The organism is Saccharibacillus sacchari (assembly GCF_037722395.1).
Lineage (GTDB): Bacteria > Bacillota > Bacilli > Paenibacillales > Paenibacillaceae > Saccharibacillus > Saccharibacillus sacchari_A.
Window position 1 is genome coordinate 168,269 of sequence record NZ_JBBKAR010000026.1, and the last position, 25,195, is coordinate 193,463.

The window sequence follows — 25,195 nt, forward strand, 5'->3', positions numbered from 1 at the left end:
AAGGAGGAACGTGCCGTGGATAGAATTGCATGGATTCTGAATTTGCGTGAGCCGTTCGGTGCAGCGCTGGGGCGTGAGTTGGTGTCGCGAGGTTGGACGGTGCTTGGCGGCGATCCCGGTGAAAAAGAAAATCAGCATAATGAAGCGGAGCGTATCGGAGGTCCGGTACAAAGCGAAAAAATCGGAGAAAATCCCGATGTGCCCACAGGAAGCGGATCGTCGGGATTCGAAGACTTTGAAGGCTCAATGGCTTTCGGACCCGAAACGAACGAACGGTCAGTTGTGAAAAAAAGCGAAGCGCATTCCGCACATTCGGAACATGATACGTCGGCTGATCAAGATCAGTCGCGTTCTGCCGATGATCCGTTGCCGCAGCACGGGAAACTGCGAGCCCTGCCGTTAGATCCCGACCAACCCGGACAATTGGAAAAGGCTGTGCATGCGACTGCCGAGCTTGCGACGCATATCGATTTGCTTATCTTGAACACGGACGGGTCATCGGAAAAAGAAAGCAGCCCGGCAATCTCGACCGATGCAACCGTATTCGGCGAAAAGGAAAAGGATTTCCCGACGCCTTACACCGTCGAAGACCGTCTGCACGATTACCAGACGTATGCGCTAACACCGCTGCGGGTGATCGAAAAGCTGCTTCCTTTGATGGAAGCCACGAATAGCTTGAAACGCATCTGTTTGATCTCGTCGCATGAAGCGAGCATCTCGGCAGGTGGAATTTCGGCTCCGATCGGAGTCACAATGGCACGTACCGCCTTGCATATGCAGGCAAAGCTGTTGTTTAACGATCTTCGGAGAAGCGGCTATACATTCCGTCTGTACGATCCCGGCCTGTCACGAACCCCGTCTTCCGACGAGATCATGGGATCTATACCGGGTAAAGTGGCAGAATCAGCCCGCTTTGCCGCAGGTTTTTTCACCAATCCGCATGCTGAAGAAGAGCGGTTGGTACTGACCGGGAGCCGGGGCGAAGAATGGCCGTTCTAATCATTCATCCATAAGGAGGCACATTCCATGAATGCAACCCGATATGCCGTTGTGACCGGTGCCGACCGCGGACTCGGCTTCGCGCTGGCCGAAGGATTGCTGCAACGCGGCTGGCATGTATTCGCGGGCAGCTATCTTCCGGACTGGCATCAGCTCGCCGAACTGCAATCGCGCTACCCGGACCTGCTGGTCAATCTGCCGCTCGACGTGTCTTCCGATACGTCCGTCTTGTCCGCAGCAGCAGCGGTGGAAGAGCGTACCCGCAGCATCGATCTGCTTATCAACAACGCGGGCGTCATCACCGACCGAAGCGACGATTCTATCCATACTGCCCAGAACTACGAAGAAATGATCCGACTCTATGAAGTCAATGCGCTCGGCCCGATCCAAGTCAGCGAAGCCTTCTTGCCGCTGCTTGAACAGGGAGAACTCAAACGATTATGCTACGTCTCCTCCGAAGCCGGCAGCATCGCCAAAGCCGAACGCACCGCCTGGTTCGGCTACTGCATGTCCAAAGCCGCGCTGAACCGCGGCGTCCAGCACTTATTCGACCGCTTGCGCCCGGAAGGCTACACCTTCCGCCTGTACCACCCCGGCTGGCTGCGCACCTACATGTCCGGCAGCCTCAACGAACAAGCCGACCTGGAACCGTCACAATCGGCGCAACCCGCATTAAACTACTTCCTCGGCAGCACGCTGCCCTGGAACGAAAAACCCCACGCCATCGACGAAGACCATCTGGTCATGCGCGATTACCAGGGCAAAGAATGGCCTTTTTAAAAGCTTCTAAAAGCTTCTAAAAATTTCTAAAAGGTTATAAATACTCCTAAAACCCTAAGCGTCGGAAACCGTAGCGGAGGGAGAAATTCAGTGAAAGACGCCTTTGAACGAGGAAAGCTGAAAGCTTTCTTCGTGAGACAGCGTCTTGAACGAATTTCTCCCGCAGCGCCGCTTCCCGCCCGCCTCCCTCCCATAATCTGATAAGATGAAGAATAGAGAAAGAGAGGCGAAAGACAATGGCGACGGAAACGGTGCTGCTGGTCGACGACGAGAAAGAGATTTTGCAGTTGCTCAGCATTTATTTCGGCAACGAAGGCTATCGGCTGTTAACGGCATCCGACGGCGAACAGGCATTGGAGACGTTGGAGCGCGAAAATGTGGATCTGGTCGTGCTCGACGTGATGATGCCGGTCCTGGACGGCATACAGACCTGCATCAAAATCCGCGAGCGCTACAACATGCCCGTAATTATGCTGTCTGCGAAAGGTCAGGACATGGACAAAATCACCGGACTCAGCATCGGCGCGGACGATTATGTGGCCAAGCCTTTCAATCCGCTGGAGGTACTCGCGCGTGCCAAGTCCCAACTGCGCCGCTATAACCGTTTGGGCGCGAAAAAAGCGGGCAGCGAGCACGAGATCGTAGCGGACGAGCTGACGATCGATACGGCGAGCCACCGCGTAACGGTAGACGGCACGGAAACTCATCTGACCCCGCGCGAATTCGCGATTCTGGAACTGCTGGCGCGCAGTCCGGGACAGGTGTTCAGCACCGAGCAGATCTATGCGAAAGTGTGGAACGAGCCTTTTATGGAATCGGCCAATACGGTAATGGTGCATGTGCGCAAAATTCGGGAAAAAATCGAACACGATCCCAAACAGCCGCAATATATCCAGACGGTATGGGGCGTTGGGTACAAGTTTATTCCGACAAATTAGGGCGTGTTTGAAAACTCCGAAGGAAGAAGATTTTGCCGAATTTTCGTTTGCAACAAGGAAGGGTTTCGCAGTCGTGCCGGGGCACGTCAAGAAACCGTGACGCCGGTGCGGGCGAAAAGGCGGTAAAAGATGCACGTCGTTGAGTTTTCAAATACGCCCTATAACGAAGCAAGTGGCGCGATACGGAAAGGACGAACGGGTATGCCTTCAAAAATCTTACATAGCGTCAGATGGAGGTTCATGTATGCCTTTCTGCTCAGCGCTGTGGGAACGGCTGCGTTGCTGCTCATCGGCTACCAAGCGGTTAATTTAATCGTACGGCTGGACGCCTCCTCGGTGAACTCGCCGGATAAACGTTTGTTGAATTGGGTGATCGAGAGCGTAGGTTCCGGCCCAATCATGGCAGTGGTCGGGGTGGCGGCGTTCGTGCTGCTATTTTTCTTTTTTTCCAGACGAATCATAAGCGGGCTACAGGAGATCGCGCAGGGCATCGAACGCATGGCCGAAGGGGATCTGTCGCATCGGTTGGCGGTCACTTCGTCGGATGAATTCGGTCAGGTTGCTACAGGATTAAACACGATGGCGGAGCGGCTGGAGCAGTCGATTGCGGAAGAGCGCGCGGCAGCCAAAGCCAAAAACGAACTGATCACCGGCGTCTCCCATGACTTACGGACACCGTTGACGTCGATTCTGGGCTTTTTGGAATACGTGGAAAAGGATCGGTATCAGGATGAGACGGAGATGCGTTACTACGTAAATATTGCCTATGAAAAAGCGCTGACGCTCAAAAAGCTGATCGACGATCTGTTCGAATATACCCGTCTAAGCGGAGGGCAACCGGTTGAATTCATACCGTTGAATCTGGGCCGCCTGGTGCGCCAGGCTGCGGAAGAGTCCGCGCCGATGCTGGAAGCTGCGGGGATGGGCTATAAGGTGGCGGGGACGACGGAGGAGCTTCGCGTCAACGCTTCGCCGATCGAGCTGGTGCGGGTGTTCGAAAATCTGCTCAGCAATGCGGCTCGTTACGGAAACGGCGGCAACCTTGTGGAGCTCGATGTATCGCGCGAAAAAAATCAGGCCCGGGTGACGGTGAGCAACTTTGGCGAACCGATCCCGGAGCGGGATTTGCCGCATATCTTTGATCGCTTTTACCGGGTAGACGCTTCGCGTTCGCAGCATACGGGCGGCAGTGGCTTGGGCTTGGCGATTACCCGAACGATTGTGGAACTGCACGGCGGGACGATCGAGGTGTTCAGCAGCACGGAGCGGACGGATTTCGTATTGAAGCTGCCGCTGGCCGAAACGGAAAAAGAATAAGCGGTACCTGATATGTATGTCCCGACCCCGGCGCTTCAGCGGAAGAAAGATTCCGCTTGAAGCGTTTTTCGCGCGGAGACGGAACATCAGAAAATCTTAAGAAATCATGGCACTATTCGTTAAGATGCGGTCGGTAAGCTGAAACAGCAACAGATCAACGGCAAGGCATGCACGGACTCGGATAAAAAAGAAAGGACGGCGAGCGGAATGGGAATCGAACGGATCAGGCAAGTGATCGAGATCTACAAAAGCGGAGAAGCGACGGTCCGTATGCGGTACGCGGCGATTGCCGCAAGTTGTTTGCTGTTGGCGGGATTGACGACGATGGCGGTTGGACAGATCGCGAACCGGGTCATTCACGCGATGCCGCATTCGGCACATTTCGCGGCGCGGATACTGCGGTGGAGCGTCAACCATATCGGCATGAGGCCGATTCTGCTGCTTGCTTTTCTCGGCGTAGGCGCTTGGTTGTTCTGGCTTCGCGCGGGGAAATTGGACCATGATCTGCGCGAGCTGTCTCGCGCGGCGCGGGAATTGGGCGACGGCGTACCGATGCGTCCGGCATGGGTAAACGCGGGCGGGGAGCTGGCCGATCTGGCGGAACAGTTGAAGCGGGCGGATCGGCGAATGCGCGAAATGGAACGCAGGGCGGCGATGTCTGCCGGATACGGCGGCGCTTGGTCGTATTTGACGCAGATGCCTTGGGAGTACGGGAGAACGGGGTTTCATACGGAAGACGAACGATCCGGCAGTGAAGAAGCGCAGGCGACAAACGGACCTCGGACACCGGACGCCAAGCCGATCCGGCCGTATGAACGCGATGCCGATAGCCGTTCGTTTCCGGGCCGAAAATCATAGCCGTACGTAAAAGGCGCAAGCCCGCTTATCGCGTGCCTGCGCCGAATCTGTTTTCAAGACGATTTGCCGAACCCTTCTTCGCATACCGTTCCCGAAGAGATCAGATCGGACAGATAGGTTTTGGCTTTGTCGAGTTTTTGCTGCGCCGTCTCGATCTCGTCGATCTTTTCTTGCAGCAAACGAGTTTGTTCCTCTAACGAACAGCCGACCCCGTCGATCATCCCCCGAATCTCCCCGATCGAAAATCCGAGGTCCACGCTGGTTTTGACGACTTCCAGATAGTTCACGATATTGTCGTCATACACCCGGTAATTGTTCGGATCGCGCAGCATATATTCATCGGGGATGATCCCCATTTTTTCGTAATAACGAATCGTGGATACGGGCAGTTCGGCCGCTTTGGACACTTCGCTGATCTTCATGAAATCCCTCCGTTTCAAATGGTTGGACTGCGCTCGATAGCGGATTGACGTTCGCCGCCGCAATCGGCAAGGCGATACAGTCAAATTATCGCGCTTGCTATAAACCATGGTTCATAGTTTAGACTCCTGATTGTAAGGTCGTTGACCTCTTTACACACCTTACCACAAATTCATTTCAAAGGAGTCTGAACCATGCAAACCACTGAACAAAACCAACTGCGCGACCTGATGACAAGCCGTCACTCAATCCGAAAATATCGCACGGACCATAAAATTTCAAGAGAAGAATTGACGCGTATGATCAAAGAGGCGTCTTCCGCTCCTTCCTCGGGCAATCTGCAACCGTGGCGAGTCGTTGTCGTCGATAGCGAAGAAGGCAAAGCCAAGCTGCGTCCGCTCGTGATGTTTAATACGCTGCAAAACGATACGTCTTCGGCTATGATCCTGATTTTGGCCGATACGCAGCACTACAAGCAGTCGGATTATATTTTCAACAAAGCGGTGGACGAAGGCAAAATGCCGGCCGACGTGCGCGACCGCCAATTGGAGCTGATTAACGCCCATTACCCGCAGCTTCCCGCATCCAAGTTGAACGAAATCGTCAAAATCGACAGCGCCTTGTTCGCGATGCAGTTCATGCTGATTGCCAAATCCTACGGTTACGACACCAGTCCGATGGGCGGCTTCGAAGAAGAGCGTGTGGTCGAAGCTTTCGATCTTGATCCCGAGCAGTATAGCCCGGTCATGATTTTGGCGCTGGGCAAAGCCGATGAAGCAGGGTACGAGTCGGTGCGATTGACGCCGGAGCAGATTACGTTCTGGCATTAAGTCGCGGCGAAGTACACACTTTAGTTTGTCTTATGCGCAAAACCGCTCCTCGGTATCCTATACCGGGAAGCGGTTTTATTTATCTCACGCAAATTTTACTCCCACGAAGAAATCGTCGTCAATTTCCCTTCGATCGCATAATCCCCGAATCCGGCCGGAAGAATGAAATGATCGCCTTTTTTCAGCGCATATTCGCCGTCTCCGCCTTTCAGCGTGCCTTCGCCGTCCAGAATGCTCACGATGACGTAACGCTCGCGGCCTTCGAACTGCGCCGTGCCGTCGATTTCCCATTTTTCCACGGTGAAAAAGGAGTTCGAAACGAATTTGGTAATCGTCGCGCCGTCGACATGATCCGTCTCGTACGCGCCGCCCGTGTAGGATTGCGGCACCGTGGTCACTTCGATCGCTTTTTCCAGATGCAGCTCGCGGCCTTGGCCGTTGGCGTCTTTGCGATCGTAATCGTAGACGCGGTAGGTGGTGTCGGAGCTTTGCTGCGTTTCCAGCACGACGATGCCCGCGCCCAGAGCATGGATCGTTCCGCTCGGCACGTAGAAGAAATCGCCCGGCTTCACTTCGATTTTCGTTAGCAGCTCATCCCATTGCCCCGCTTCGATCATCGAACGCAGTTCCTCGTGCGACTGCGCGTTATGGCCGTAGATGATCGAAGACCCAGGCTCGGCGTCGACGATGTACCAGCATTCCGTTTTGCCCAGCTCGCCGTTCTCGAATTCGCGCGCGTAAGCGTCGTCCGGGTGTACCTGCACCGACAGATCGTCGGAAGCGTCGAGGATTTTGGTCAGCAGCGGGAAGACGTCGGACTCCGAATCGCCGAACAGCTCGGGATGGTCGGTCCACAGATCGCCCAGCTTGGTGCCTGCATAAGGGCCGTTATGTACGAGGCTTTGACCGTTGGGATGTCCCGACACCGCCCAGCATTCGCCGGTTTTGTCGTTGGGAATCTCGTAGCCGAACACGGTGTTCAGCTTGGTGCCGCCCCAGATGCGTTCCTGGAAAACGGGAGTGAGGAAAAGCGGTTGGCGTACGGTTTCTGGCATGATTTTTCGCGCTCCTTTTTAATGAATGTCTCTGATTCGCTATCGCTTTCGTTATTACCCGGCCTGTCGGTGTTCAGACGCTGCGGTAACGGCTGCATACTTTTTACTTTACTTTATACACGGTGATTGTACGCTCAGTACGCCTGATGCACCAGCGATGCCGCGCCGATCAGTCCGGCATTTTGGCTCAGCGCCGCCGGAACGACCGCCGTGCGGCGGCCTGCCGGGCTGAGCGCATGCTGCGAGACGTAGCTGCGAATCGCGTCGAACAAGGGTTCTCCGATCTGCGATACGCCGCCGCCGATCACGATCAGCTCGGGATCAAGCGTATTGATCAGCGAAACGCAGCCCATGCCCAGACGTTTGTACGTCACGTCGATCAGCTCGCGCATTTGCGCATCGCCGCCTGCGGCCAGATCGAACGCTTCTTTCGTGCCGACTGGACGGCCCAGCAGCTCGGAGGCTTGGCGTGCGATCGCCGTTCCCGAAGCGATCTGCTCCCAGTAGCCTTCCGTTCCCGCCGCGCCCGGTTCGACCATGATATAGCCGACGTCGCCCGCGTTACCCGATGCGCCCGTGATCAGCCGCCCGTGCATATAGATGCCGGCGCCGATTCCTGTGCTGACGGTGATAAAAATAAAGTTGTCCGCGTCTTTCGCCGCACCGAGCCACTTTTCGGCCAAAGTCGCGGCTGTGGCATCGTTTTGAAAATGGATCGGCCATGCGCCGAAGTGCTTGCGAAGCTCCTCGACGACGCCGAAGCCGTGCCAGGAAGGCAGGTTGGGCGGGCTGTCCAGTCGTCCGTTTTTGGCATCCAACGGGCCTGGCGCACCGACACCGATTCCTTTTACGTCTGCCGGTGCAATATTTTGCTGTTCCAGCAGGCTATTGACCACTTGCGCCGTTTCGGCGATAAGCTGCGAAGGTGTTTTGTCAGGGTCTGTTTTCAATGACTGTTGAGCGAGCACGCTGCCAGTTTCGTTGACGAGCCCGACTGCAATCTTGGTGCCGCCAATATCGATTCCGATCGCAATCATGGTAATTCCTCCTTAATGATACACTTTAACTTGACAAAACTTGACTAAATTAAATTCTGTAAAGTAACATGGAACCAGCATAGCATAATTCAGTTCGGGAGAATAGCGTTTTCATTCAAGGAGGCAAAAGGATGGCCAGACCGAAAAAAGTATCCATGCAGGATATCGCGGATCAGATCGGAATATCGAAAAATGCGGTCTCGCTAGCTTTGTCGGGAAAAAGTGGCGTAAGCGAGCAGATTCGGCTGATCGTCCGGCAGACAGCGCAGGAACTGGGCTACGTTTCCCCGGCTGCTGCGGTCAAAGCGGAAGAATCCAGCCGGAACATTTTGCTGCTGGTGCCGGAACGGGTGGTGAGCCATGAGGACAGCGAGCATTTTCGTTTTTTCCATGATATGTTGTGGATTTTGGAAAAGACGGTTCGCGCACATGGCTGCAATGCTGTGATTGTTCGAATTGATCGCCAAATGGAGGAGCGTCTGGAACTGCCGAGCTTATACGGAGAGCTGGAGCATATCGGCGTGATTTTGTTCGGGATTATGGCGAAACCGTATGCGCGTATGGTATGGAAAACGGGGATGCCGCTGGTCATGCTCGACTCGTATTATCGGGATATGAACTGCGCCGCCGCCGTGTCCGCCAATACGGAAGGGGCCGAGTCGGTGGTACGGTTATTGATTGAACACGGGCATCGGCAGATCGGATTTATCGGGCCTGCCAATCTGACGACGAGTCACGAAGAGCGGTGGTTCGGCTATTGGCGGGCGATGCGGGAAGCGGGCTTGCTGATTGATGAGCGAACGACGTTGCTGGAAGCCGATGATTTTGACGAGGTGAAAAACGAGCAGCAGATCGGAGCATTTTTGGCGAGGCTCGTTGCGACGGAGGCGCTGCCGACCGCTTTTTTCTGTGGGAACGACCGGATTGCGCTGCTGCTGATCCGAAGACTGCGCGCGATAGGCGTATCGGTGCCGGAGCAGGTAAAAGTAGCCGGTTTTGACGGATTGGAGCAGGCTTGCGTGCCGGATTCGGGCGTATTCGCGACGATGCGGGTAGATAAAAAAAGTATGTGCGCCGCTGCGGTGCGGCTGTTGCTGGACGGCTACGGGGAAAAGAGGCACGCAGTAAGATGGACGACGCCGGGACAGCTGATTGCCGTGTCGAATGAAGCTGAAGGGCCGGGAAATCAAGGCGGATAAGCAGTTGCGATACGAAAATTCCTCGTTATACCCGGATGTTGGGCAGCTTGCTTACAAAACTTTTCCCGCCGAGTGTCAGAACTGCAACTAAATGATGCGAAAAAAGGTTTATATATAGGGGTAGGGTGTTTTTGATACACATCTTATAACCGTATTTATAGAGGAGGACTTTTCCCATGAAAAAAATCCTGATTGCTTCGCTGCTCGGTTCTGCCGTTCTGGGCGCATCCGCGGCTCAAGCCGCACCGGCCACAATGCCTGCAGCGACGACGACTCCGGCATCCGAGCCTGCGGCCACGATCTACGGCAACGACGGCCTGGTGACGCCAAGCGCGTACCCGTTCTTTATCAAGAGCACGTTGTACGCGACGGCTGATGTGATCAAGCAGCTCGACATCGACGGTCTGATGATCTCCTGGGATCAAAAGACCAAAACGTACACGTACACGCGCGGCGATAACGTAGTCAAAGTTATGGCCGACAGCAACATCGCGTGGGTGAACGGCAAAGAAGTGAAGCTGCAAGGTTCGCCGACGTTCAAACGCGGCGTGCTGCGCGTTCCGGTCGGCATCATCGTACGCGGCGTAGGCGAATCCATCAAGTGGGATAAAGCCACCGAAACGCTGTGGGTCGGCGACTCGATCAAGTAAGTACGCGAAGAGATTGGGTAGCGTAAACGAAAGTTGTGAACGCGAACCGAAGAAGACCGCTTTTCCTTGCCTTTACTGGCATGGAGAGCGGTCTTTTTATGTTTTTTCGTTCCTTTTGGCACTCCTTTTCGATGACCGAGACGTGATTCGGGAACAGCTCGCCCAAGCGACATGATATAACGGCAGTGCGAGCAACCCGAAAGGAATCAGTGTACCGACCCGAGCGAATGCTCAATCGGATTCTTCCCGCCCGACCGGCATTTCTCGAAAAGCCAAAACTCCGCCGATATAGGAAACAGCGCTGCAAAAATGAAAACTCCTGTTCCTTCCCCAACAAGTCGGAAGAAGAAACAGGAGTGGAAGTGAAACCCGATTAGCTTACAGGAATGGATCAGTCGCCCAGCGCTTCAAGCTTCGGTGTTGCCACGTCGAGCTTGAGCAGAGGTTGACCCGCTTCGATCGCGCCGCTATGCAGAGCCGTGAAGCCTTCGAATTCCTTCGTGTTCGTTACGATCATTGGCGTCGTCAGGTCGTACCCTGCTGCGCGAATGGCGTTCATGTTGAAGGTAATCAGAGGTTGGCCTGCGGTTACGGCTTGGCCTTCTTCGACGAGGACATTGAAGTGTTGGCCTTTGAGGCGGACGGTGTTCAGACCGATATGGATCAGAAGTTCCGTGCCGTCTACCGTTTGCATGCCTACCGCGTGTTTGGTGACCGCAAGGGAGTTCACAACGCCGTCTGCCGGAGCTGTAACGACGCCTGCGCTTGGGACAACGGCGATGCCTTTGCCCATGTATTCGCCAGCGAATGTAGCGTCGTCCACGTCAGCCAGAGCTTTCACTGTGCCTGTCAGCGGGCTGGACAATTCAGTGTTGCGGATTTCGACGATTGCAGGCGTTACGGCTACTACGGGAGCAGCTTTTTCGGAAGCCGCCGGAGCGACAGCGTCGGTTGCTGCGGACGTTTCCGAAGCCGGTAAAGGAATATCTTTGAAGCCCATTACGAAAGTTACGGCAGCACCGACAGCGAAAGCGACAGCCATACCGATCATGCCGTACACGAAGGTTGGACCGATCATGGCCGGGATACCCGGAAGGCCTGCGCCACCCGCCATTACATAAATCTTAACGTGGAACAGTCCATAGATGGCGCCACCTACCGCGCCGCCGATCAGGCCGGAAACGAAAGGTTTTTTCAAACGCATGTTAACGCCGTACATCGCGGGTTCGGTAATCCCCATCATGGCCGAGAAGCTGGTCGACAACGACAAAGCTTTGAATTGCGGGTTGCGCGAACGCAGGAACACGCCGAATGTAGCGCCTGCTTGACCCAGGTTGGCTGCGAACATGATAGGCAAGATGTAGTCGAAGTTTTGTTCGGCCAGCGACAAGATTGCGATCGGAACGAGTGCCCAGTGCATGCCGGTCATGATGATGAGCGACATCGTGCCACCGAGCAGCAAGCCGCCGAAGATGCCTGTGTTATCGAGCAACCACGTGATGCCGCCCGCCAGACCTTGGCCGACGATGCTGCCGACAGGGCCGAAAGCGATCAAGGTTGCCGGTACGATAACGAGCAGGGTGATCATCGGAACGAACAGTAGTTTGAGAGCGCTTGGAATGACTTTGTCCAAAAATTTCTCGACATAAGAAGAAGCCCAGATTGCGAGCAGAATCGGAATAACGGACGATGAATACGTCACGACGGTAACGGGCAATCCGAGGAAGTTCAGATCTCCGCCGCTGCCGAACAATGCGGTCAATTCCGGGTGAAGAACAGCTCCGGCTATGGCGGCGGCCAAGAACATGCTGCTGCCGAATTTTTTCGCCGCGCTGAACGCGATCAGGATCGGCAGGAAGAAGAATGTACCGTCACCGATAACTTTCAGGATTTGATACGTACTGCCGTCGGCTGCCATCCATCCGAACGCGTCGGATACGGATAGCAGCGCTTTGATCATCCCTGCGCCGGCAAGAGCGGGCAGCAGCGGCGTAAAGATCCCGGAGATGATATCCAGCAAGGCCGAGAACGGATTGCTTTTCTTTTTAGGCGTATCGTCGTCTTGAGCGGCTCCGCCGCCGAAAGCTCCGATTTTATTGATTTGTTCGTATACTTTCGGTACATCGTTACCGATGATGACCTGGAACTGCGTGCCTGCGATATTCGTACCCATGACGCCTGGCGTATTTTCCAGTGCGGCGCGGTCTGCTTTGTTGTTGTCGCGCAGTTCGAAACGAAGACGCGTCATGCAGTGGGTCATCGTTTTAACGTTGGATTCTCCGCCGATCTTTTCGAGGACGGATTTGGCTGTTTGTTCGTGCTTGCTCATGTTCAGCCTTCCTTTCTTGGTTACAAAATAATGGTGCTAATACCTTGTCAAGCTTCTGGGTGGGGTAAACGCTGTCAGCGTTACCCCGGACAAACAGAAAAACCCGGGCGTCCCGACGCAGGTACGGCAAACAGCCGGCTGACAATCGGTAACGGCCCGGGTTTTGCCTTTGCAGTAACAATCCCGGTTGGTTTAAGATTTAGCGATACGGTCGATATGGATCGTGAGATATAACATTTCTTCCTTGTTCAGCCGGTAATCGTAATGCTCGGCGATGTACGCCTCGATTAACTCCGTACAAGGATAGGCTTCCGGACAATTTTCCTTGACGATCTCGTACAGACTGTCGTAGTTATTGCCGGAATGATCGCCGCTGATAAGCCGCTGCGCGAAGAACTTCAAGTGTGTCACGAAGCGGTAATAGCTGATCGAATCTTCGTTGTACTTCAGCCCGAAATATTTGCGTACGAGGTCGAGAATGTCCTGGATGATCTTGGTGATGTCCATCAGGACAGGCATTTCTTCGCCGAGCTGCGCGTTGACCAGATGAAGCGCGATAAATCCGGCTTCGTCGTCCGGCAGTTCGACGCCCAGACGGTCTTTGATCAGATTGAGCGCGGAGCGTCCGACCTGATATTCGGCCTTGTACAGGCTTTTGACTTCAAGGAGTAATCCGTTCTTGATATCGAGTCCGCGCTGATGGCGCTCTACCGCAAAGTGAATGTGGTCCGTCAGGGAGAGATAGATCGTGTCCCCGAATTCCTTATCCAGCATAAGGGCTGCCAGCTTGCGGATATCCTCGGTTAGCTGAACGTATTCCATCGGAATCTGTTCCAAGAGTTCCTTGAGCTTCCGGGACGAATCGTTGCTTTCCGGACGGAAGATTTTTTCGATCTTATCCGTCTCGACTTCATCTCCCGGCTTTTTTTGAAAGGCGAGTCCTCGGCCCATCACGACGATTTCCGTCTCGTTCTCGTCCAGCGACGTGATGACATTGTTGTTGAGCACCCTCAGAATTTGCATTGCGTTCACCTCTTGTTTATCGAAGCTGCTTCGTACGGGATTATACCATTGTGCACAATGTATATAAAAAGGCAAAACCCAAAACACGTTAGGCACATGTTTTGGGTTTTGCCTTTTCAGTAACAATCCCACAACCACAATAACACCGTTTTCAACAGTTGGCAAGGGGAAAAGCGTACGCTTTCAAAAAAAGTTGATAGGTCAGGGAATCGAACAAAAGCGGTCGGATTCCAATCGATTTTGCATGAAGGGATTAGCGTGTTTTACTCTAACGTAGCCTTTCTCCGCCAAGCGGATTTTCTTTTCCGGAAACCCAGATCGGTCTCGCGCCGACGATTGGCCTGGACCTGCGGATAGACTTGAGGTCGGAAAGTCCTTTTTTTTCCAAAAGACACTGAATTGTCAAAAAGTAAAGTAACCACTTACTTACTCAATCCTCCCAAGCGCGCTAAAATAAACACGAGTAAAGCGTTGTTTACGAGCGAACAAACAGCGAAAGGGGATCGACGACGATGATCTATCCGCTAAAAGAACGATTGAACGCGCCCTTGGAGCAGCAGGAGGCCAGAAGACCGACAGGAACCGATCGCAGGATTTTGGATGCGGCGAAAGAGGTATTTGCCAGGTATGGATTTCAAGGCGCGAAGACACTGGAGATTGCCAGAACGGCAGGGGTATCGGAGAAGACTCTTTTTCAGCATTTCAAAAATAAAGAGCAGCTTTTCGCCGAGGCGATCCACCCGACGCTGCTCGATATTTTGGACCCTCTTGTTAAGATTTCTTGTGAAGAAAGTCACGAAGGTGCAAGTTCAGATAACCGGATAGCGGCTGCTCATGAAGAAGTCATGTCCACACCGCAAATGCCGGGCACATTGAAGGAGCGTATGCACGCCGTAGCTTTGGAACGCGTCCATTTTGCCAGGGAGAACCCGGATATGCTCAAGCTAACGCTGCAAGAACTGCTGATTCGCGATGAGTATCGGGACGCGGTCACAGGACTATGGATGGATCAATTGGCTCCGATCATCTCGGCGTCGATCGAAGCTGGCGTCGAGACCGGAGAGATTCGCGATCTGCCGATTCCGACTGTCATGCGCGTGATCGTTCCGGTGTTGAGCGCTTATGCCACGATTCGTTCTTTGCTGGCACCCGAGGGGGATTGGAACGATGAACGGGAAGTCGATCTGATGCTGGATATTTTGTTCAACGGCCTGATTCCTAGAAAAAGCGACCTTACAGATACGCCGTAACATCAATAGACAGAGGGGAAAGGATGAACGCGACATGTTGATCGGACTGGATGTCGGTTCCACAACGGTCAAGCTGGCGGTGCTCGATGAACAATTCGAACTGCTGCATGGCCGATATGAACGTCATTATTCGGATATTCGCGGAACGGTACGCCGGGTGTTGGAGGAGGCTTGCTCGTTATACGGCGGGAGCGGATCAATCTCGGCGGAATGCCGAATCAGCGTCACCGGATCGGGCGGGATTGCGATCTCGAAATGGTTGCAGCTGCCTTTTATTCAGGAAGTCGCAGCCGGTGCGGAAGCGGTAGAACGGTTTATCCCGCATACGGACGTGGCGATTGAACTGGGCGGCGAAGATTCCAAAATCACCTTTTTCGAAAATACGGTCGATCAACGCATGAACGGTTCCTGCGCGGGCGGCACGGGAGCGTTTATCGACCAGATCGCGGCGTTGATGCAGACGGATGCCGCCGGACTGAACGAACTTGCCAAAGGCAGCCGCACGATGTACGAAATTGCCTCCCGCTGCGGCGTGTTTGCGAAAACGGATGTGCAGCCGCTGCTGAACGAAGGCGCGGCGCTTGAAGATATCGCGGCGTCCGTGTTGCAGGCGGTTGTCAACCAGACGATCGGCGGACTGGCTTGCGGCAAAAAGATTACCGGACATATCGCTTTTCTCGGCGGACCGCTGCATTATCTGGACGAGCTGCGAACCCGCTTTGTCAAAACGCTCGGCGTGACGCCGGATAAAATCGTGCTGCCGGAACGTCCGGAATTATTCGTGGCAAAAGGAGCGGCGGTCGCGGCGAAGCGAGAAGCCGCAATCGCGCTTGATACATTGGCGCAGCGCTTGCCTGCTCTTGCAACGGCTGCCGAAGAAAATGGCGAACGGTTAGAGCCGCTTTTTGCGGATATGGAGCAATTGGAGGCTTTCCGCGCCCGTCATGCGAACAATCGGATCAAACGTGCAGCGTTGTCGGAAGCGCGCGGGCGCTGCTATTTGGGTATCGATGCCGGATCGACGACAACGAAGCTGGCTTTAATTGATGAAAAAGGACGGCTGCTGCACGAGCATTACGGAGCGAATGGCGGTCGTCCGCTGCAATCGGTGATCGAAGCTTTACGGACGTTGTACGGGAAAATGCCGACAGGAGCCGTTATTGCGGCAACGGGAGCGACCGGGTACGGCGAAGGCTTGATCAAGTCGGCGCTGGGTGCGGACTTTGGCGAGATCGAGACGGTTGCGCACTATAAGGCTGCGGATCATTTTTTGCCGGGAGCGGACTTTATTCTGGATATCGGCGGGCAGGACATGAAATGCCTGCGTGTCAAAGACGGGGCGATCGATAGCATTTTGCTGAATGAAGCTTGTTCGTCAGGGTGCGGTTCGTTTATCGAGACCTTTGCGGAATCGCTCAAAATGAACGTGCGCGATTTTGCCGACGCCGCATTATTGGCCAAAAGGCCGCTTGATCTCGGTTCGCGCTGCACGGTGTTCATGAACTCGCGGGTGAAGCAAGCGCAAAAAGAAGGCGCGACGCTGGGCGAAATCTCGGCGGGGTTGTCCGGTTCCGTTGTCAAAAACGCTTTATACAAGGTGATCAAAGTTCGGGGTCCGCAGGATTTGGGCGAGCATATCGTGGTGCAAGGCGGAACGTTTCATAATGACGCGGTACTGCGTGCTTTTGAACGCGAGGTTGGGCGGGACGTTGTACGGCCGGATATCGCGGGGCTGATGGGCGCATTCGGCGCGGCTTTGATCGCGCGCGAACGCGGATCGGAGCTGATGCGCAGCGGAATCGCCGGTATGGAGGCACTGGACGCTTTCCAATCGGAGTCTTCCATGCGGCGTTGCGGATTATGCGGAAACAACTGCATGCTGACTGTTAATCGGTTCGGCGACGGACGCGAGTACATCACGGGAAATCGCTGCGAACGCGGCGCGGGTGGAGAAAAGAACCCGGAAGGCATACCGAATCTGTTCGATTATAAGCTGGAGCGATTGTTTGGCTACAAGCCGCTGCCGATGGAACAGGCGCCGCGAGGCCGTGTCGGCATTCCGCGCGTGTTGAATCTGTACGAGAACTATCCGTTTTGGTTCACCTTTTTCACGCGGCTTCAATTCCGGGTAGAGCTGTCTCCGCGTTCTTCCAAAAAAATATACGAACGCGGTCTGGACAGCATCCCGTCCGACACGGCTTGCTATCCGGCGAAGCTGGCACATGGCCATGTGGAAAGCCTGGTTCGGCGCGGCGTGAACTTTATTTTCTATCCGTCGCTTCCGCGCGAACGCAGCGAGACCAAAGGAGCGGACGATTGCTTCAACTGTCCGGTGGTGTCCGGCTATCCGCAGGTGCTTGGCAGCAATGTCGATTCGTTGTCCGGCGTTCGCTATATGGCTCCGTATCTTCCGTTTGACGATACGAAGAAGTTGGCCCAACGGCTGTATGAAGAATTGAAAGACTTTGGCCTTTCGCTTCCCGAGATCAAAGAAGCCGTAGCCGAAGCCCGGTTAGAGGAACGACGCGTACAGGCGGATATTCGGGCAAAAGGAGAGCAAACGATCGCCCGCCTTGAAGCCGAAGGCGGAGTAGGCGTCGTGCTGGCCGGACGGCCTTACCATCTTGACCCGGAGATCCATCACGGTATCCCGGATCTGATTGCCAGCCTCGGCATGGCGGTGCTGACCGAGGATTCGGTCGCCCATCTGGGCGAGCCGGACCGACCGTTGACGTTCGTCGATCAATGGATGTACCATTCGCGGTTGTACAAGGCAGCCGACGCCGTAGCCAAATACGATTGCTTGGAGCTGGTGCAGCTCAATTCGTTCGGCTGCGGATTGGATTCGGTGACGGGCGATCAGGTCAGCGAACTGCTGCAAAACGAAGGAAGACTTTACACGCAGCTCAAAATCGACGAAGGCTCGAATCTGGGCGCGGCGCGTATCCGATTGCGTTCGTTGAAAGCTGCGGTATTGGAGCAGCGCGAACGCAATGGTCGGACGCCTGTTCCGTGGGAAGCGCTGGAAAGTGCAAAGGGAGAGCGATCTCCAGCACCTGCTATACGCAGCCGCATGAGTGAATCTGCTTCGCAACCTCCGGCGTTTACAGCTTCGATGCGGCAAAAGCATACCATTCTCGCGCCCCAAATGTCGCCGATGCACTTTGATTTCTTGGAAGAGGCGTTCAATGCTTCGGGATACAAGCTGGAAGTGCTGCGCGAAGCGGGAGGAGAAGAGATCGGTACGGGACTGCGTCACGTCAACAACGATGCTTGCTTCCCGTCGATTATCGTAACCGGGCAGCTGGTAGCGGCTTTGAAGTCGGGACGTTACGACCCGGAGCGGACCTCTGTGTTAATCACGCAGACTGGCGGCGGATGCCGGGCGACCAATTATATCGGCTTTATACGCAAAGCGCTGCGCGACGCCGGATTCCCGAACGTGCCCGTGATCGCGCTCGGCACGTCTCCGACAGCCGAACAACCCGGTTTTAAACTTACACCCGGTCTGCTGAACAAAGCGCTGATCGCCATTCTATACGGCGACTTGCTCATGCGACTTCTGTATCGAACGAGACCGTACGAGACGGAAATCGGGGCGGCCAATCGCTTATACGAATCCTGGATATCGCCTTGCAAAGCTTCGATTCGAAGCGGTTCGCTGCGTACCTTCCGTAACCACACGCATGCCATTGTACAAGATTTCGATCGATTGCCATTGCTGGATCTGCGCAAACCGCGCGTCGGCGTAGTCGGCGAGATCCTGCTGAAATTCCATCCGGGCGCCAACGGCGATCTGGTCGGATTGTTGGAACAGGAAGGCGCGGAAGCGGTTCTGCCCGACTTTATGGACTTCTTCCTGTACTGCTTCAACGATAGCGGATTTAATCTGCGGAATCTCGGCGCGCCGCTTGGCAAACGGTTTACCGGGATGGCGTTCACCAGCGTGATCGAATGGTACCGTCGCCCGATGCGAGCCGCGTTGAGTGCAAGCGAGCGCTTCTCCGAGCCATTGCGTATCGACGAGTTGGCGGAGAAGGCCAGCAGTATCGTATCGCTCGGCAGCCAATGCGGCGAAGGCTGGTTGCTCGCAGCCGAGATGCTGGAGCTGCTGGAAAGTGGCGTGAACAACGTCGTTTGCCTGCAACCTTTTGCCTGCCTGCCGAACCATATTACCGGACGCGGCGTATTCAAATCGGTGAAAAGGCTGCACCCGTCAGCCAATCTGGCGGCGGTAGATTACGATCCGAGCGCGACCGAAGTCAACCAGCTCAACCGGATCAAGCTGATGCTGTCGACCGCGATGCGGACGCTGCGGAAGCAGCAGGAAATCGAGGAAGAGCATTTCGATTCAACCGGATCAGGCGGCACTTCCGTATCGAAGGAGGCAGTCGCGGCTATCGCTTCTGCTGTACAGGATGCCGGAGATCCATCGGGCGAGAAAGTCGCGTTGTCTGCAATGACGGCCGACGTACGGCAACGCCCCGCTACCGCCAAACTGCGGCATAACCCGGAAGTTGCACATCCAACGGTTGAAGCGGCAGGAAGCGACTAGGCCGTGTACGCAAACTCAACGACGTGCATCTTGAGCTGTCTTTTCGCCCTCTTCGGCGTCATTTTCCTTTGATGTGCCCCGGCACACCTTCAGAAAAATTCCTTGCTGAGAACGAAAATCCAGCTCAATCTGCTCCCGGCGGAGTTTGCGTACACGCCCTGACTCATACCGTATAAAAAAGATCAAATCCTCAAAAAAGCCAACTTTTTGCGCTTCCTGAACGTTGTTATTAGGAAGAGACTCGCCACCCGTTTATCGGGAATTAATGAAGCGAGTGGAGGAGGTAAAGAATTTGAATATGTCTTTTTCTTATGGAGCAGGCTTTTTCGGCGTGATCCTGTCGATTGCGGCAATGGTTATTCCTTATGTGATTTATTATTTCATCATCAGAGCGGCCATCAATAAATCCAATATCACGGACGAAATTTACGCGCTGCGCCGGGATTTGAATGAATTGGAGAATAGACAGGCCGACCGCTTCAAAACGCTGGATGCCCATTTTCAACAGCAAAACCAGCTGCTTCGCGAGCAAAACGAAATGATGCTGCGCGCGGAGCGGGATCGTTCCTCATAGTCGCGATATCGCTTGAATCCCGTATACCGGCTGGGTATGCGGGTTTTTGTTATGCGGACAGGGTAAGAGATAGATAAGTTTATGGAAGAAAAGGAAGGTGTCCGCGATGAGCATCTATACGTCCATCAATGTGCTGATTGAAAAGCTGGATCGTTCGATTTTTGCGTCCGACGAAGTGCCTGATTCGATCATGGTCGTTCAGACGCTGCGCGAGATAATGCCGGAGATTTGGAGATACGCCAAAAACATCAATCCGCGACAATGGGAATGGATCATGCCTTACATCGACAGTGACGAAGAAATCGCGATCTCGACAAGCATGTACCGGGATGCAGCAGTTTCCTGGAAATTATCAAAAGAGCAGCTTTACAACAAAAAAGGCGCGGGAGGCTTTTTTGGCGGTTTGTTCGCGATTAGTTATAACTTGCTTTTTTTCAGTCGGGATTACGAGGAATCTTGCGACTTTTGTCAGGGAGAGTTGATTTATTGGGTATGGAAAAAAGGCGATTCCGATATCGAAATTCTCGTCACGGAATGCGCAACCTGCTTAAGAGTAAACAACGCGCGTACTGGACAAAGTATCGAAACCCATGATGATGATCTGTTTCGACGTGCCGTAAAAGCCGATTTGGAAGGATTCTATTAAAAGAAGGAACAAATCTTGTGATCCCTTGGATTTGGGGACTTGGATTTCTGTTGCTGATCCTGGCGATCGTGGAAAGCCAACTCCAACGATCGGTGCTTACGCAGCTCAACCATATGGAGTGGAGAAGAATAATCCGTAATCTTCTATTAACGTGAAACAAGCTGCTACTGCCTATTTTTATCGTTACTGCCGCCTCTTTTCCGGGTATATGATAGGTACGCAATGCGGACGCGCCGTCCGAATCCGGAACCTGAGGAGGCGACACAAGTGTTTTGGCTGATTGGAGCTTTTTTACTGCTGTGTCCACTGGTGATTGCACGTCCCGACCGATTGCTTCATCCGCTGCGGGATTCTGCCGGCGGCGAACTGTCCGAACCGACGAGATTTCAATCCCAAGCTTTCCGCGTACTCGGGTTTTTCCTGTTGCTTGTATCGTTGTCGCTGGGCATTCTGTTAATTTTTATTGAATATTGATTCATCCGAACCCAAAACAGACGGTGCTTTCCACAGGGGGAAGCGCCTTTTTGCCGGGTCAAAAAGCCGTTGATTTGAAAAAAGTTTTTAGGGCGTGTACGCAAACTCCGAAGGCAGCTCAAGATGCACGTCGCCTGAGTTTGCGTACACGCCCTAATTAAGGCACACTGAACATACTGACGAAATCGGTCAAACCGAAGGAGGAACTCAAGATGCAAGCGAACGGACAATGGACGATTGAAGATATGCCGAACATGAACGGAAAGCGCGTCATCATTACGGGAGGAAGCGGTGGACTCGGCCTGGAAACGGCGTACGGATTCGCACAGAAAGGCGCGGAGATCATTCTGGCCGTGCGCAATATGGAAAAAGGGCATCAGGCGGCAAGCGGATTGCTCCAAAAATTCCCGCAGGCGAGCGTCGAAGTCATGCGTCTCGATCTGGCCGATCTGTCCAGCATCGAAGGATTCGCCGCACGCATCATCGCCAAATACGATGCGCTGCATGTGCTGGTGAACAACGCGGGCGTGATGGTTCCTCCGTTCGGCAAAACGAAAGACGGCTTCGAGCTTCAGTTCGGCAGCAACCATCTGGGCCATTTTGCGCTAACCGGACGGCTGCTTCCTCTGCTGCTCAAAACGGCTCATTCGCGGGTCGTGACCCTGAGCAGCATCGCGGCGAAAAGCGGATATATCTACTTCAACAACCTGGACGGCCGACTCGGTTACAGCGCGATGAAGTTCTACGGTCAGAGCAAATTGGCCAACCTGTTGTTTGCCCGAGAGCTGCAAAAGCGGTTGTCGGCGGTTGGCGCGAGCACGCTCAGCATCGCTTGCCACCCCGGCGTTTCCAATACGAACCTGATCTCGCGCGGCTCCGGCAAACAGGCGGGACGCGCGGCGGCTTTCCTGTGGGGACTCATGAGCCAATCCGCAGCGATGGGCGCATTGCCGACCTTGTACGCTTCGACCAACGCGGGATTATACGGCGGCGAGTATATCGGACCGACCGGCAAAGGGGGGCGCAAAGGCTATCCCGGTTTCGATCTGTCCGTCGATCACAAGATGAACGAAGAGACGATGGCGAAGCTATGGCGCGCATCGGAAGAGTTGACGGGCGTAACGTACGATTTCCATGTCCAACGGGACGAAGAGGAAGACTGGTCGCAGTTGGGAATTCGCATGTAAATCGACCGTAAAAGCAAATGAGTATTCACGAAAAGGCCGTTTCGATAAGCGAAGCGGCCTTTTTTTGGTTGTATAGCCGATTTTGTGCGGGAATAGACGGAATTGATTGATCTTTCTCATATTTTATCCGGCCCTGCTATGTTACAGTAAAAGGCATCAGTTTTCAGAAAAAAGAAAAGAAGGGCTGCGTCTTGTTTAAAAAGGGTTGGGGAAGGTTCGAAGGGTACGGAAAAGGCGACTTTAAACGGGATCTGATCGCAGGCTGTATCGTCGGGATCATTGCGATTCCGCTTGGCATGGCGTTTGCGATCGCGTCGGGTGTCAAGCCGGAGACCGGCATCTATACCACGATCATCGCAGGGGTGCTGATTTCGCTGCTGGGCGGGTCCAAGTTCCAGATCGGCGGACCGACAGGAGCTTTTATTCCGATTTTGCTTGGGATCGTGCTTCAGTACGGGTACGACAAACTGTTGGTTGCCGGATTCATGGCGGGGGTTTTCCTGGTTTTGATGGGCGTATTTAAACTAGGAACCTTGATCAAATTTATTCCGAAGCCCGTTACGGTTGGATTTACAGCAGGGATTGCAGTCACCATCTTTGCGGGACAGATCGGGAACTTTTTGGGCTTGAGCGGTTTGGAACGGCACGAGAGCTTTTTGCTCAACATGAAAGAACTGGCCGTTCATATCGATACGTTGAATATTTACGCGGTGATCGTAGCCGGAGTTTGCTTGGCCTCGTTGCTGCTCGTCCCCCGTTTCCTGCCAAAAGTGCCGCCGTCCCTTGTAGGGTTGCTGCTTTCGACGCTGGTTGCCGTATTGTTTATGAATGGAAAAGTAGCGACGATCGGTTCGGCTTACGGCAACATTCCGGCGGCACTGCCTTCGTTCCAACTCCCGGAGTTATCCTGGGAAAACATGCGTCTGATGATCGGCCCGGCTATTGTGATCGCGTTGCTCGGCGGGATCGAATCCCTGTTGTCCGCCGTGGTGGCAGATGGAATGGGCGGTTCCCGGCATAACAGCAACCGCGAACTGATCGGGCAAGGCATCGCCAATATGACGGTTCCGCTGTTCGGCGGGATTCCGGCAACCGGAGCGATCGCGCGCACGGCAACCAATATTAAAAATGGAGCCGTTTCCCCTTTGTCGGGCATCATTCACGGTTTGGTCGTATTGCTTGTGCTGGTTCTGCTGGCGCCTTACGCTTCCGCGATTCCGCTCGCCGCCATGGCTCCGATCCTGATGATCGTGGCCTGGAACATGAGCGAGCGCAAGCCGTTTGCCAAGCTGCTCAAGCTCCGCAACAGCGATTCGATCGTGCTGGTCGTGACTTTTCTGCTTACGGTCTTCACGACGCTGACGACCGCCGTCGAGGTTGGCTTGGCACTGGCCGTGCTGCTATTTGTCAAACGAATGGCAGGCGAACAGCGGCTCGATAAAGTGCTGCCGGATCACGACGGTCGCCACGGCAAAGTATCCGCAGGACGCGTCACAGCCGAAAGCGACTGCCCGCAGCTTGGCATTTTCAATGTACGCGGCGCTTTGTTTTTCGGGGTACGAGATCCGTTTGAAACGCCGGAATTCGCAGCCGCGCACGATCTGTCGCATACATTATTGTTGCGTATGGGCGGCGTGCCGTTGATCGACGCTTCCGGGGAAGCGACATTGCACAGACTATTGAAAAAAGTTCGGTCTTTCGGCGGCACGCTAATGGTGTCCGGTCTTCAATCGCAGCCCAAGCGTATGCTGGAGAAAACAGGCTGGCTAGCCGAATTGGGCGACGAAAATTGCTTTGCGCATACCGGCGAAGCGATTGATGCGGCGTTGGAACGGCATATCGAAATGTCGCGGTGTGCCGGATGCGAGGCGGCGGCATTCCGCGAATGCGCGGAACTGCGCAAACATGCCGATACGGAGAATGTGTCTTAGATTTCCACGATGTGTGTGCAGGCTTGCCGGATTTTGCCCGGCAAGTCTTTTTTGCCGTATACTGAAGCTAATCTGAAAATACGATCGGAGGCTCATTTTCGCTTGTTTTTTATGCGTCTGATCGTCGAATGGAGGAAGGATAGTGGCGAACCGTACTTGTTTCGAAGATTTTGATTGGAACGGATTTTGGGACGATTACGACGGATACACCGGCTCCGAAAAAGTCACGGACGAACGGATCGCGGACACCGAGCGCCTGCTCGGCTACAAGCTTCCTCGCTCCTACATCGAGTTGATCCGGACGCGAAACGGCGGAAGTCCCGTGAATAGCTGCTTCCCGACGGACGAACCGAATTCGTGGGCGGACGATCATGTGTCGATCACTTCCATTTGCGGCATCGGAGGACAATGGGGGATCGATTCGGACGACTTGGGCAGTCGCCGCATGATCGACGAGTGGGGCTACCCGGATATCGGCATCGTGTTCGGCCAATGCCCGTCTGCCGGGCATGATGCGATCATGTTTGATTACAGCGAGTGCGGTCCGCAAGGCGAACCGAGCGTGATCCATGTCGACGTAGAAGTAGGGGAAGGCGAAGAACCGGTGCGTACGCCGCTGGCCGAGAATTTCGAGTCGTTTATTCGCGGGCTTGTGCATGAACACGTCTATGACACGTCGGAAGCGGACAAACTCGCGGATCTGGAAACGGCGCGTCATGCCCTTTTTACTCCGCTGCTGCGGAATCTATGCGATGCCGCGGATACGCTTCTGCCGGAAGCGGAGACCGTTCTGCGCCGCTTGGCGGAGCGTGTCATCGAGGAAAAAGGATTCTTTTCGCTGCATGCCGATCCTTTGTCGCATCTGATGTACGATCTTGAGTTTTTGCTGTACGTCCATGCGAAAGGGAGTGTAAGCATAGAGGTTTATTTGGCCGATTATGAAAAGATTTTGGTGTTCGGCGAAGCCGGCACGTTCAAAACGGGCGGGTATGCTCCGGGGTTTGTGGCGGATTGGCTGAACGAACGCATCGGAAGCGGTAACATCGCGGAAGCTGTCGCAGGTGACGGTTTTGTTTTTGACGATGGATACAAACGAGAGGTTTTGCGGCAGGCGGGGACGTATCACGATTGATTTTTTTGCGT

At 54.3% G+C, this 25,195-nt stretch carries 22 protein-coding genes; 17 read left to right on the forward strand and 5 right to left on the reverse strand.

Annotated elements, in window-relative coordinates; all coding sequences use genetic code 11:
• Window positions 1–15 precede the first annotated feature (15 nt).
• The 5 genes from WKI47_RS08050 (at window position 16) to WKI47_RS08070 (ending at window position 4,892) form a co-directional block, all read left to right on the forward strand.
• Window positions 16–999 (forward strand): hypothetical protein, encoded by a 984-nt coding sequence (locus tag WKI47_RS08050; RefSeq protein WP_340226639.1) that lies wholly within the window; start codon window positions 16–18, stop codon window positions 997–999.
• Window positions 1,000–1,026: 27 nt separating this feature from the next.
• Entirely contained in the window at window positions 1,027–1,779 is a 753-nt protein-coding gene (locus WKI47_RS08055) for an SDR family NAD(P)-dependent oxidoreductase (RefSeq protein ID WP_340226640.1), read from the forward strand.
• Window positions 1,780–2,015: 236 nt separating this feature from the next.
• Window positions 2,016–2,717: a response regulator transcription factor gene (locus WKI47_RS08060; RefSeq protein ID WP_340226641.1), complete on the forward strand. Its 702-nt coding sequence runs from the start codon at window positions 2,016–2,018 to the stop codon at window positions 2,715–2,717.
• 201 nt (window positions 2,718–2,918) lie between these two features.
• The gene (locus tag WKI47_RS08065) at window positions 2,919–4,034 is read left to right on the forward strand and encodes a HAMP domain-containing sensor histidine kinase (RefSeq protein WP_340226642.1); all 1,116 of its coding nucleotides are present in this window, start codon (window positions 2,919–2,921) and stop codon (window positions 4,032–4,034) included.
• Window positions 4,035–4,241: 207 nt separating this feature from the next.
• Window positions 4,242–4,892 (forward strand): hypothetical protein, encoded by a 651-nt coding sequence (locus tag WKI47_RS08070; protein ID WP_340226643.1) that lies wholly within the window; start codon window positions 4,242–4,244, stop codon window positions 4,890–4,892.
• A gap of 53 nt (window positions 4,893–4,945) precedes the next feature.
• On the opposite strand, the gene WKI47_RS08075 is transcribed toward WKI47_RS08070, so the two are convergent.
• Window positions 4,946–5,314: a MerR family transcriptional regulator gene (locus WKI47_RS08075; protein WP_340226644.1), complete on the reverse strand. Its 369-nt coding sequence runs from the start codon at window positions 5,312–5,314 to the stop codon at window positions 4,946–4,948.
• Between the two features lie 192 nt (window positions 5,315–5,506).
• Between WKI47_RS08075 and WKI47_RS08080 the strand changes: the two genes are divergently transcribed.
• Window positions 5,507–6,142 carry a nitroreductase family protein gene (locus tag WKI47_RS08080; protein ID WP_340226645.1) on the forward strand — a complete coding sequence of 212 codons (636 nt, stop codon included), beginning with the start codon at window positions 5,507–5,509 and terminating at the stop codon, window positions 6,140–6,142.
• 95 nt (window positions 6,143–6,237) lie between these two features.
• On the opposite strand, the gene manA is transcribed toward WKI47_RS08080, so the two are convergent.
• On the reverse strand, window positions 6,238–7,197 hold the full coding sequence (gene manA / locus WKI47_RS08085) for a mannose-6-phosphate isomerase, class I (RefSeq protein WP_340226646.1): 960 nt from the start codon (window positions 7,195–7,197) through the stop codon (window positions 6,238–6,240).
• 134 nt (window positions 7,198–7,331) lie between these two features.
• Entirely contained in the window at window positions 7,332–8,234 is a 903-nt protein-coding gene (locus WKI47_RS08090; RefSeq protein WP_340226647.1) for an ROK family protein, read from the reverse strand.
• Between the two features lie 131 nt (window positions 8,235–8,365).
• Here WKI47_RS08090 and WKI47_RS08095 point away from each other — a divergent pair, with 131 nt between their 5' ends.
• The gene (locus tag WKI47_RS08095) at window positions 8,366–9,433 is read left to right on the forward strand and encodes a substrate-binding domain-containing protein (RefSeq protein WP_340226648.1); all 1,068 of its coding nucleotides are present in this window, start codon (window positions 8,366–8,368) and stop codon (window positions 9,431–9,433) included.
• A gap of 176 nt (window positions 9,434–9,609) precedes the next feature.
• Window positions 9,610–10,083, forward strand: coding sequence for a copper amine oxidase N-terminal domain-containing protein (locus WKI47_RS08100; protein WP_340226649.1), 474 nt, complete (start codon window positions 9,610–9,612; stop codon window positions 10,081–10,083).
• A gap of 391 nt (window positions 10,084–10,474) precedes the next feature.
• On the opposite strand, the gene WKI47_RS08105 is transcribed toward WKI47_RS08100, so the two are convergent.
• Window positions 10,475–12,412: a beta-glucoside-specific PTS transporter subunit IIABC gene (locus tag WKI47_RS08105; RefSeq protein ID WP_340226650.1), complete on the reverse strand. Its 1,938-nt coding sequence runs from the start codon at window positions 12,410–12,412 to the stop codon at window positions 10,475–10,477.
• Between the two features lie 192 nt (window positions 12,413–12,604).
• Window positions 12,605–13,435 (reverse strand): BglG family transcription antiterminator LicT, encoded by an 831-nt coding sequence (gene licT / locus WKI47_RS08110; protein ID WP_340226651.1) that lies wholly within the window; start codon window positions 13,433–13,435, stop codon window positions 12,605–12,607.
• A 512-nt stretch (window positions 13,436–13,947) separates the two neighbouring features.
• Between licT and WKI47_RS08115 the strand changes: the two genes are divergently transcribed.
• From WKI47_RS08115 to WKI47_RS08155, 9 genes are all read left to right on the forward strand, one after another.
• The gene (locus tag WKI47_RS08115) at window positions 13,948–14,685 is read left to right on the forward strand and encodes a helix-turn-helix domain-containing protein (RefSeq protein ID WP_340226652.1); all 738 of its coding nucleotides are present in this window, start codon (window positions 13,948–13,950) and stop codon (window positions 14,683–14,685) included.
• Between the two features lie 34 nt (window positions 14,686–14,719).
• Window positions 14,720–19,240, forward strand: a complete 4,521-nt coding sequence (locus WKI47_RS08120; protein ID WP_340226653.1) for an acyl-CoA dehydratase activase-related protein — start codon at window positions 14,720–14,722, stop codon at window positions 19,238–19,240.
• Window positions 19,241–19,532: 292 nt separating this feature from the next.
• Entirely contained in the window at window positions 19,533–19,814 is a 282-nt protein-coding gene (locus WKI47_RS08125) for a hypothetical protein (protein ID WP_340226654.1), read from the forward strand.
• A gap of 106 nt (window positions 19,815–19,920) precedes the next feature.
• A complete protein-coding gene (locus WKI47_RS08130) occupies window positions 19,921–20,460 on the forward strand; it encodes a hypothetical protein (RefSeq protein ID WP_340226655.1) in 540 nt (179 codons plus the stop codon).
• Between the two features lie 17 nt (window positions 20,461–20,477).
• Window positions 20,478–20,615: a hypothetical protein gene (locus WKI47_RS08135; RefSeq protein WP_340226656.1), complete on the forward strand. Its 138-nt coding sequence runs from the start codon at window positions 20,478–20,480 to the stop codon at window positions 20,613–20,615.
• A 112-nt stretch (window positions 20,616–20,727) separates the two neighbouring features.
• Entirely contained in the window at window positions 20,728–20,934 is a 207-nt protein-coding gene (locus WKI47_RS08140; protein ID WP_340226657.1) for a hypothetical protein, read from the forward strand.
• Between the two features lie 212 nt (window positions 20,935–21,146).
• Window positions 21,147–22,121: an oxidoreductase gene (locus WKI47_RS08145; protein ID WP_340226658.1), complete on the forward strand. Its 975-nt coding sequence runs from the start codon at window positions 21,147–21,149 to the stop codon at window positions 22,119–22,121.
• 191 nt (window positions 22,122–22,312) lie between these two features.
• Window positions 22,313–24,052 (forward strand): SulP family inorganic anion transporter, encoded by a 1,740-nt coding sequence (locus tag WKI47_RS08150; protein WP_340226659.1) that lies wholly within the window; start codon window positions 22,313–22,315, stop codon window positions 24,050–24,052.
• A gap of 142 nt (window positions 24,053–24,194) precedes the next feature.
• Entirely contained in the window at window positions 24,195–25,184 is a 990-nt protein-coding gene (locus WKI47_RS08155; RefSeq protein ID WP_340226660.1) for an SMI1/KNR4 family protein, read from the forward strand.
• Window positions 25,185–25,195 lie beyond the last annotated feature (11 nt).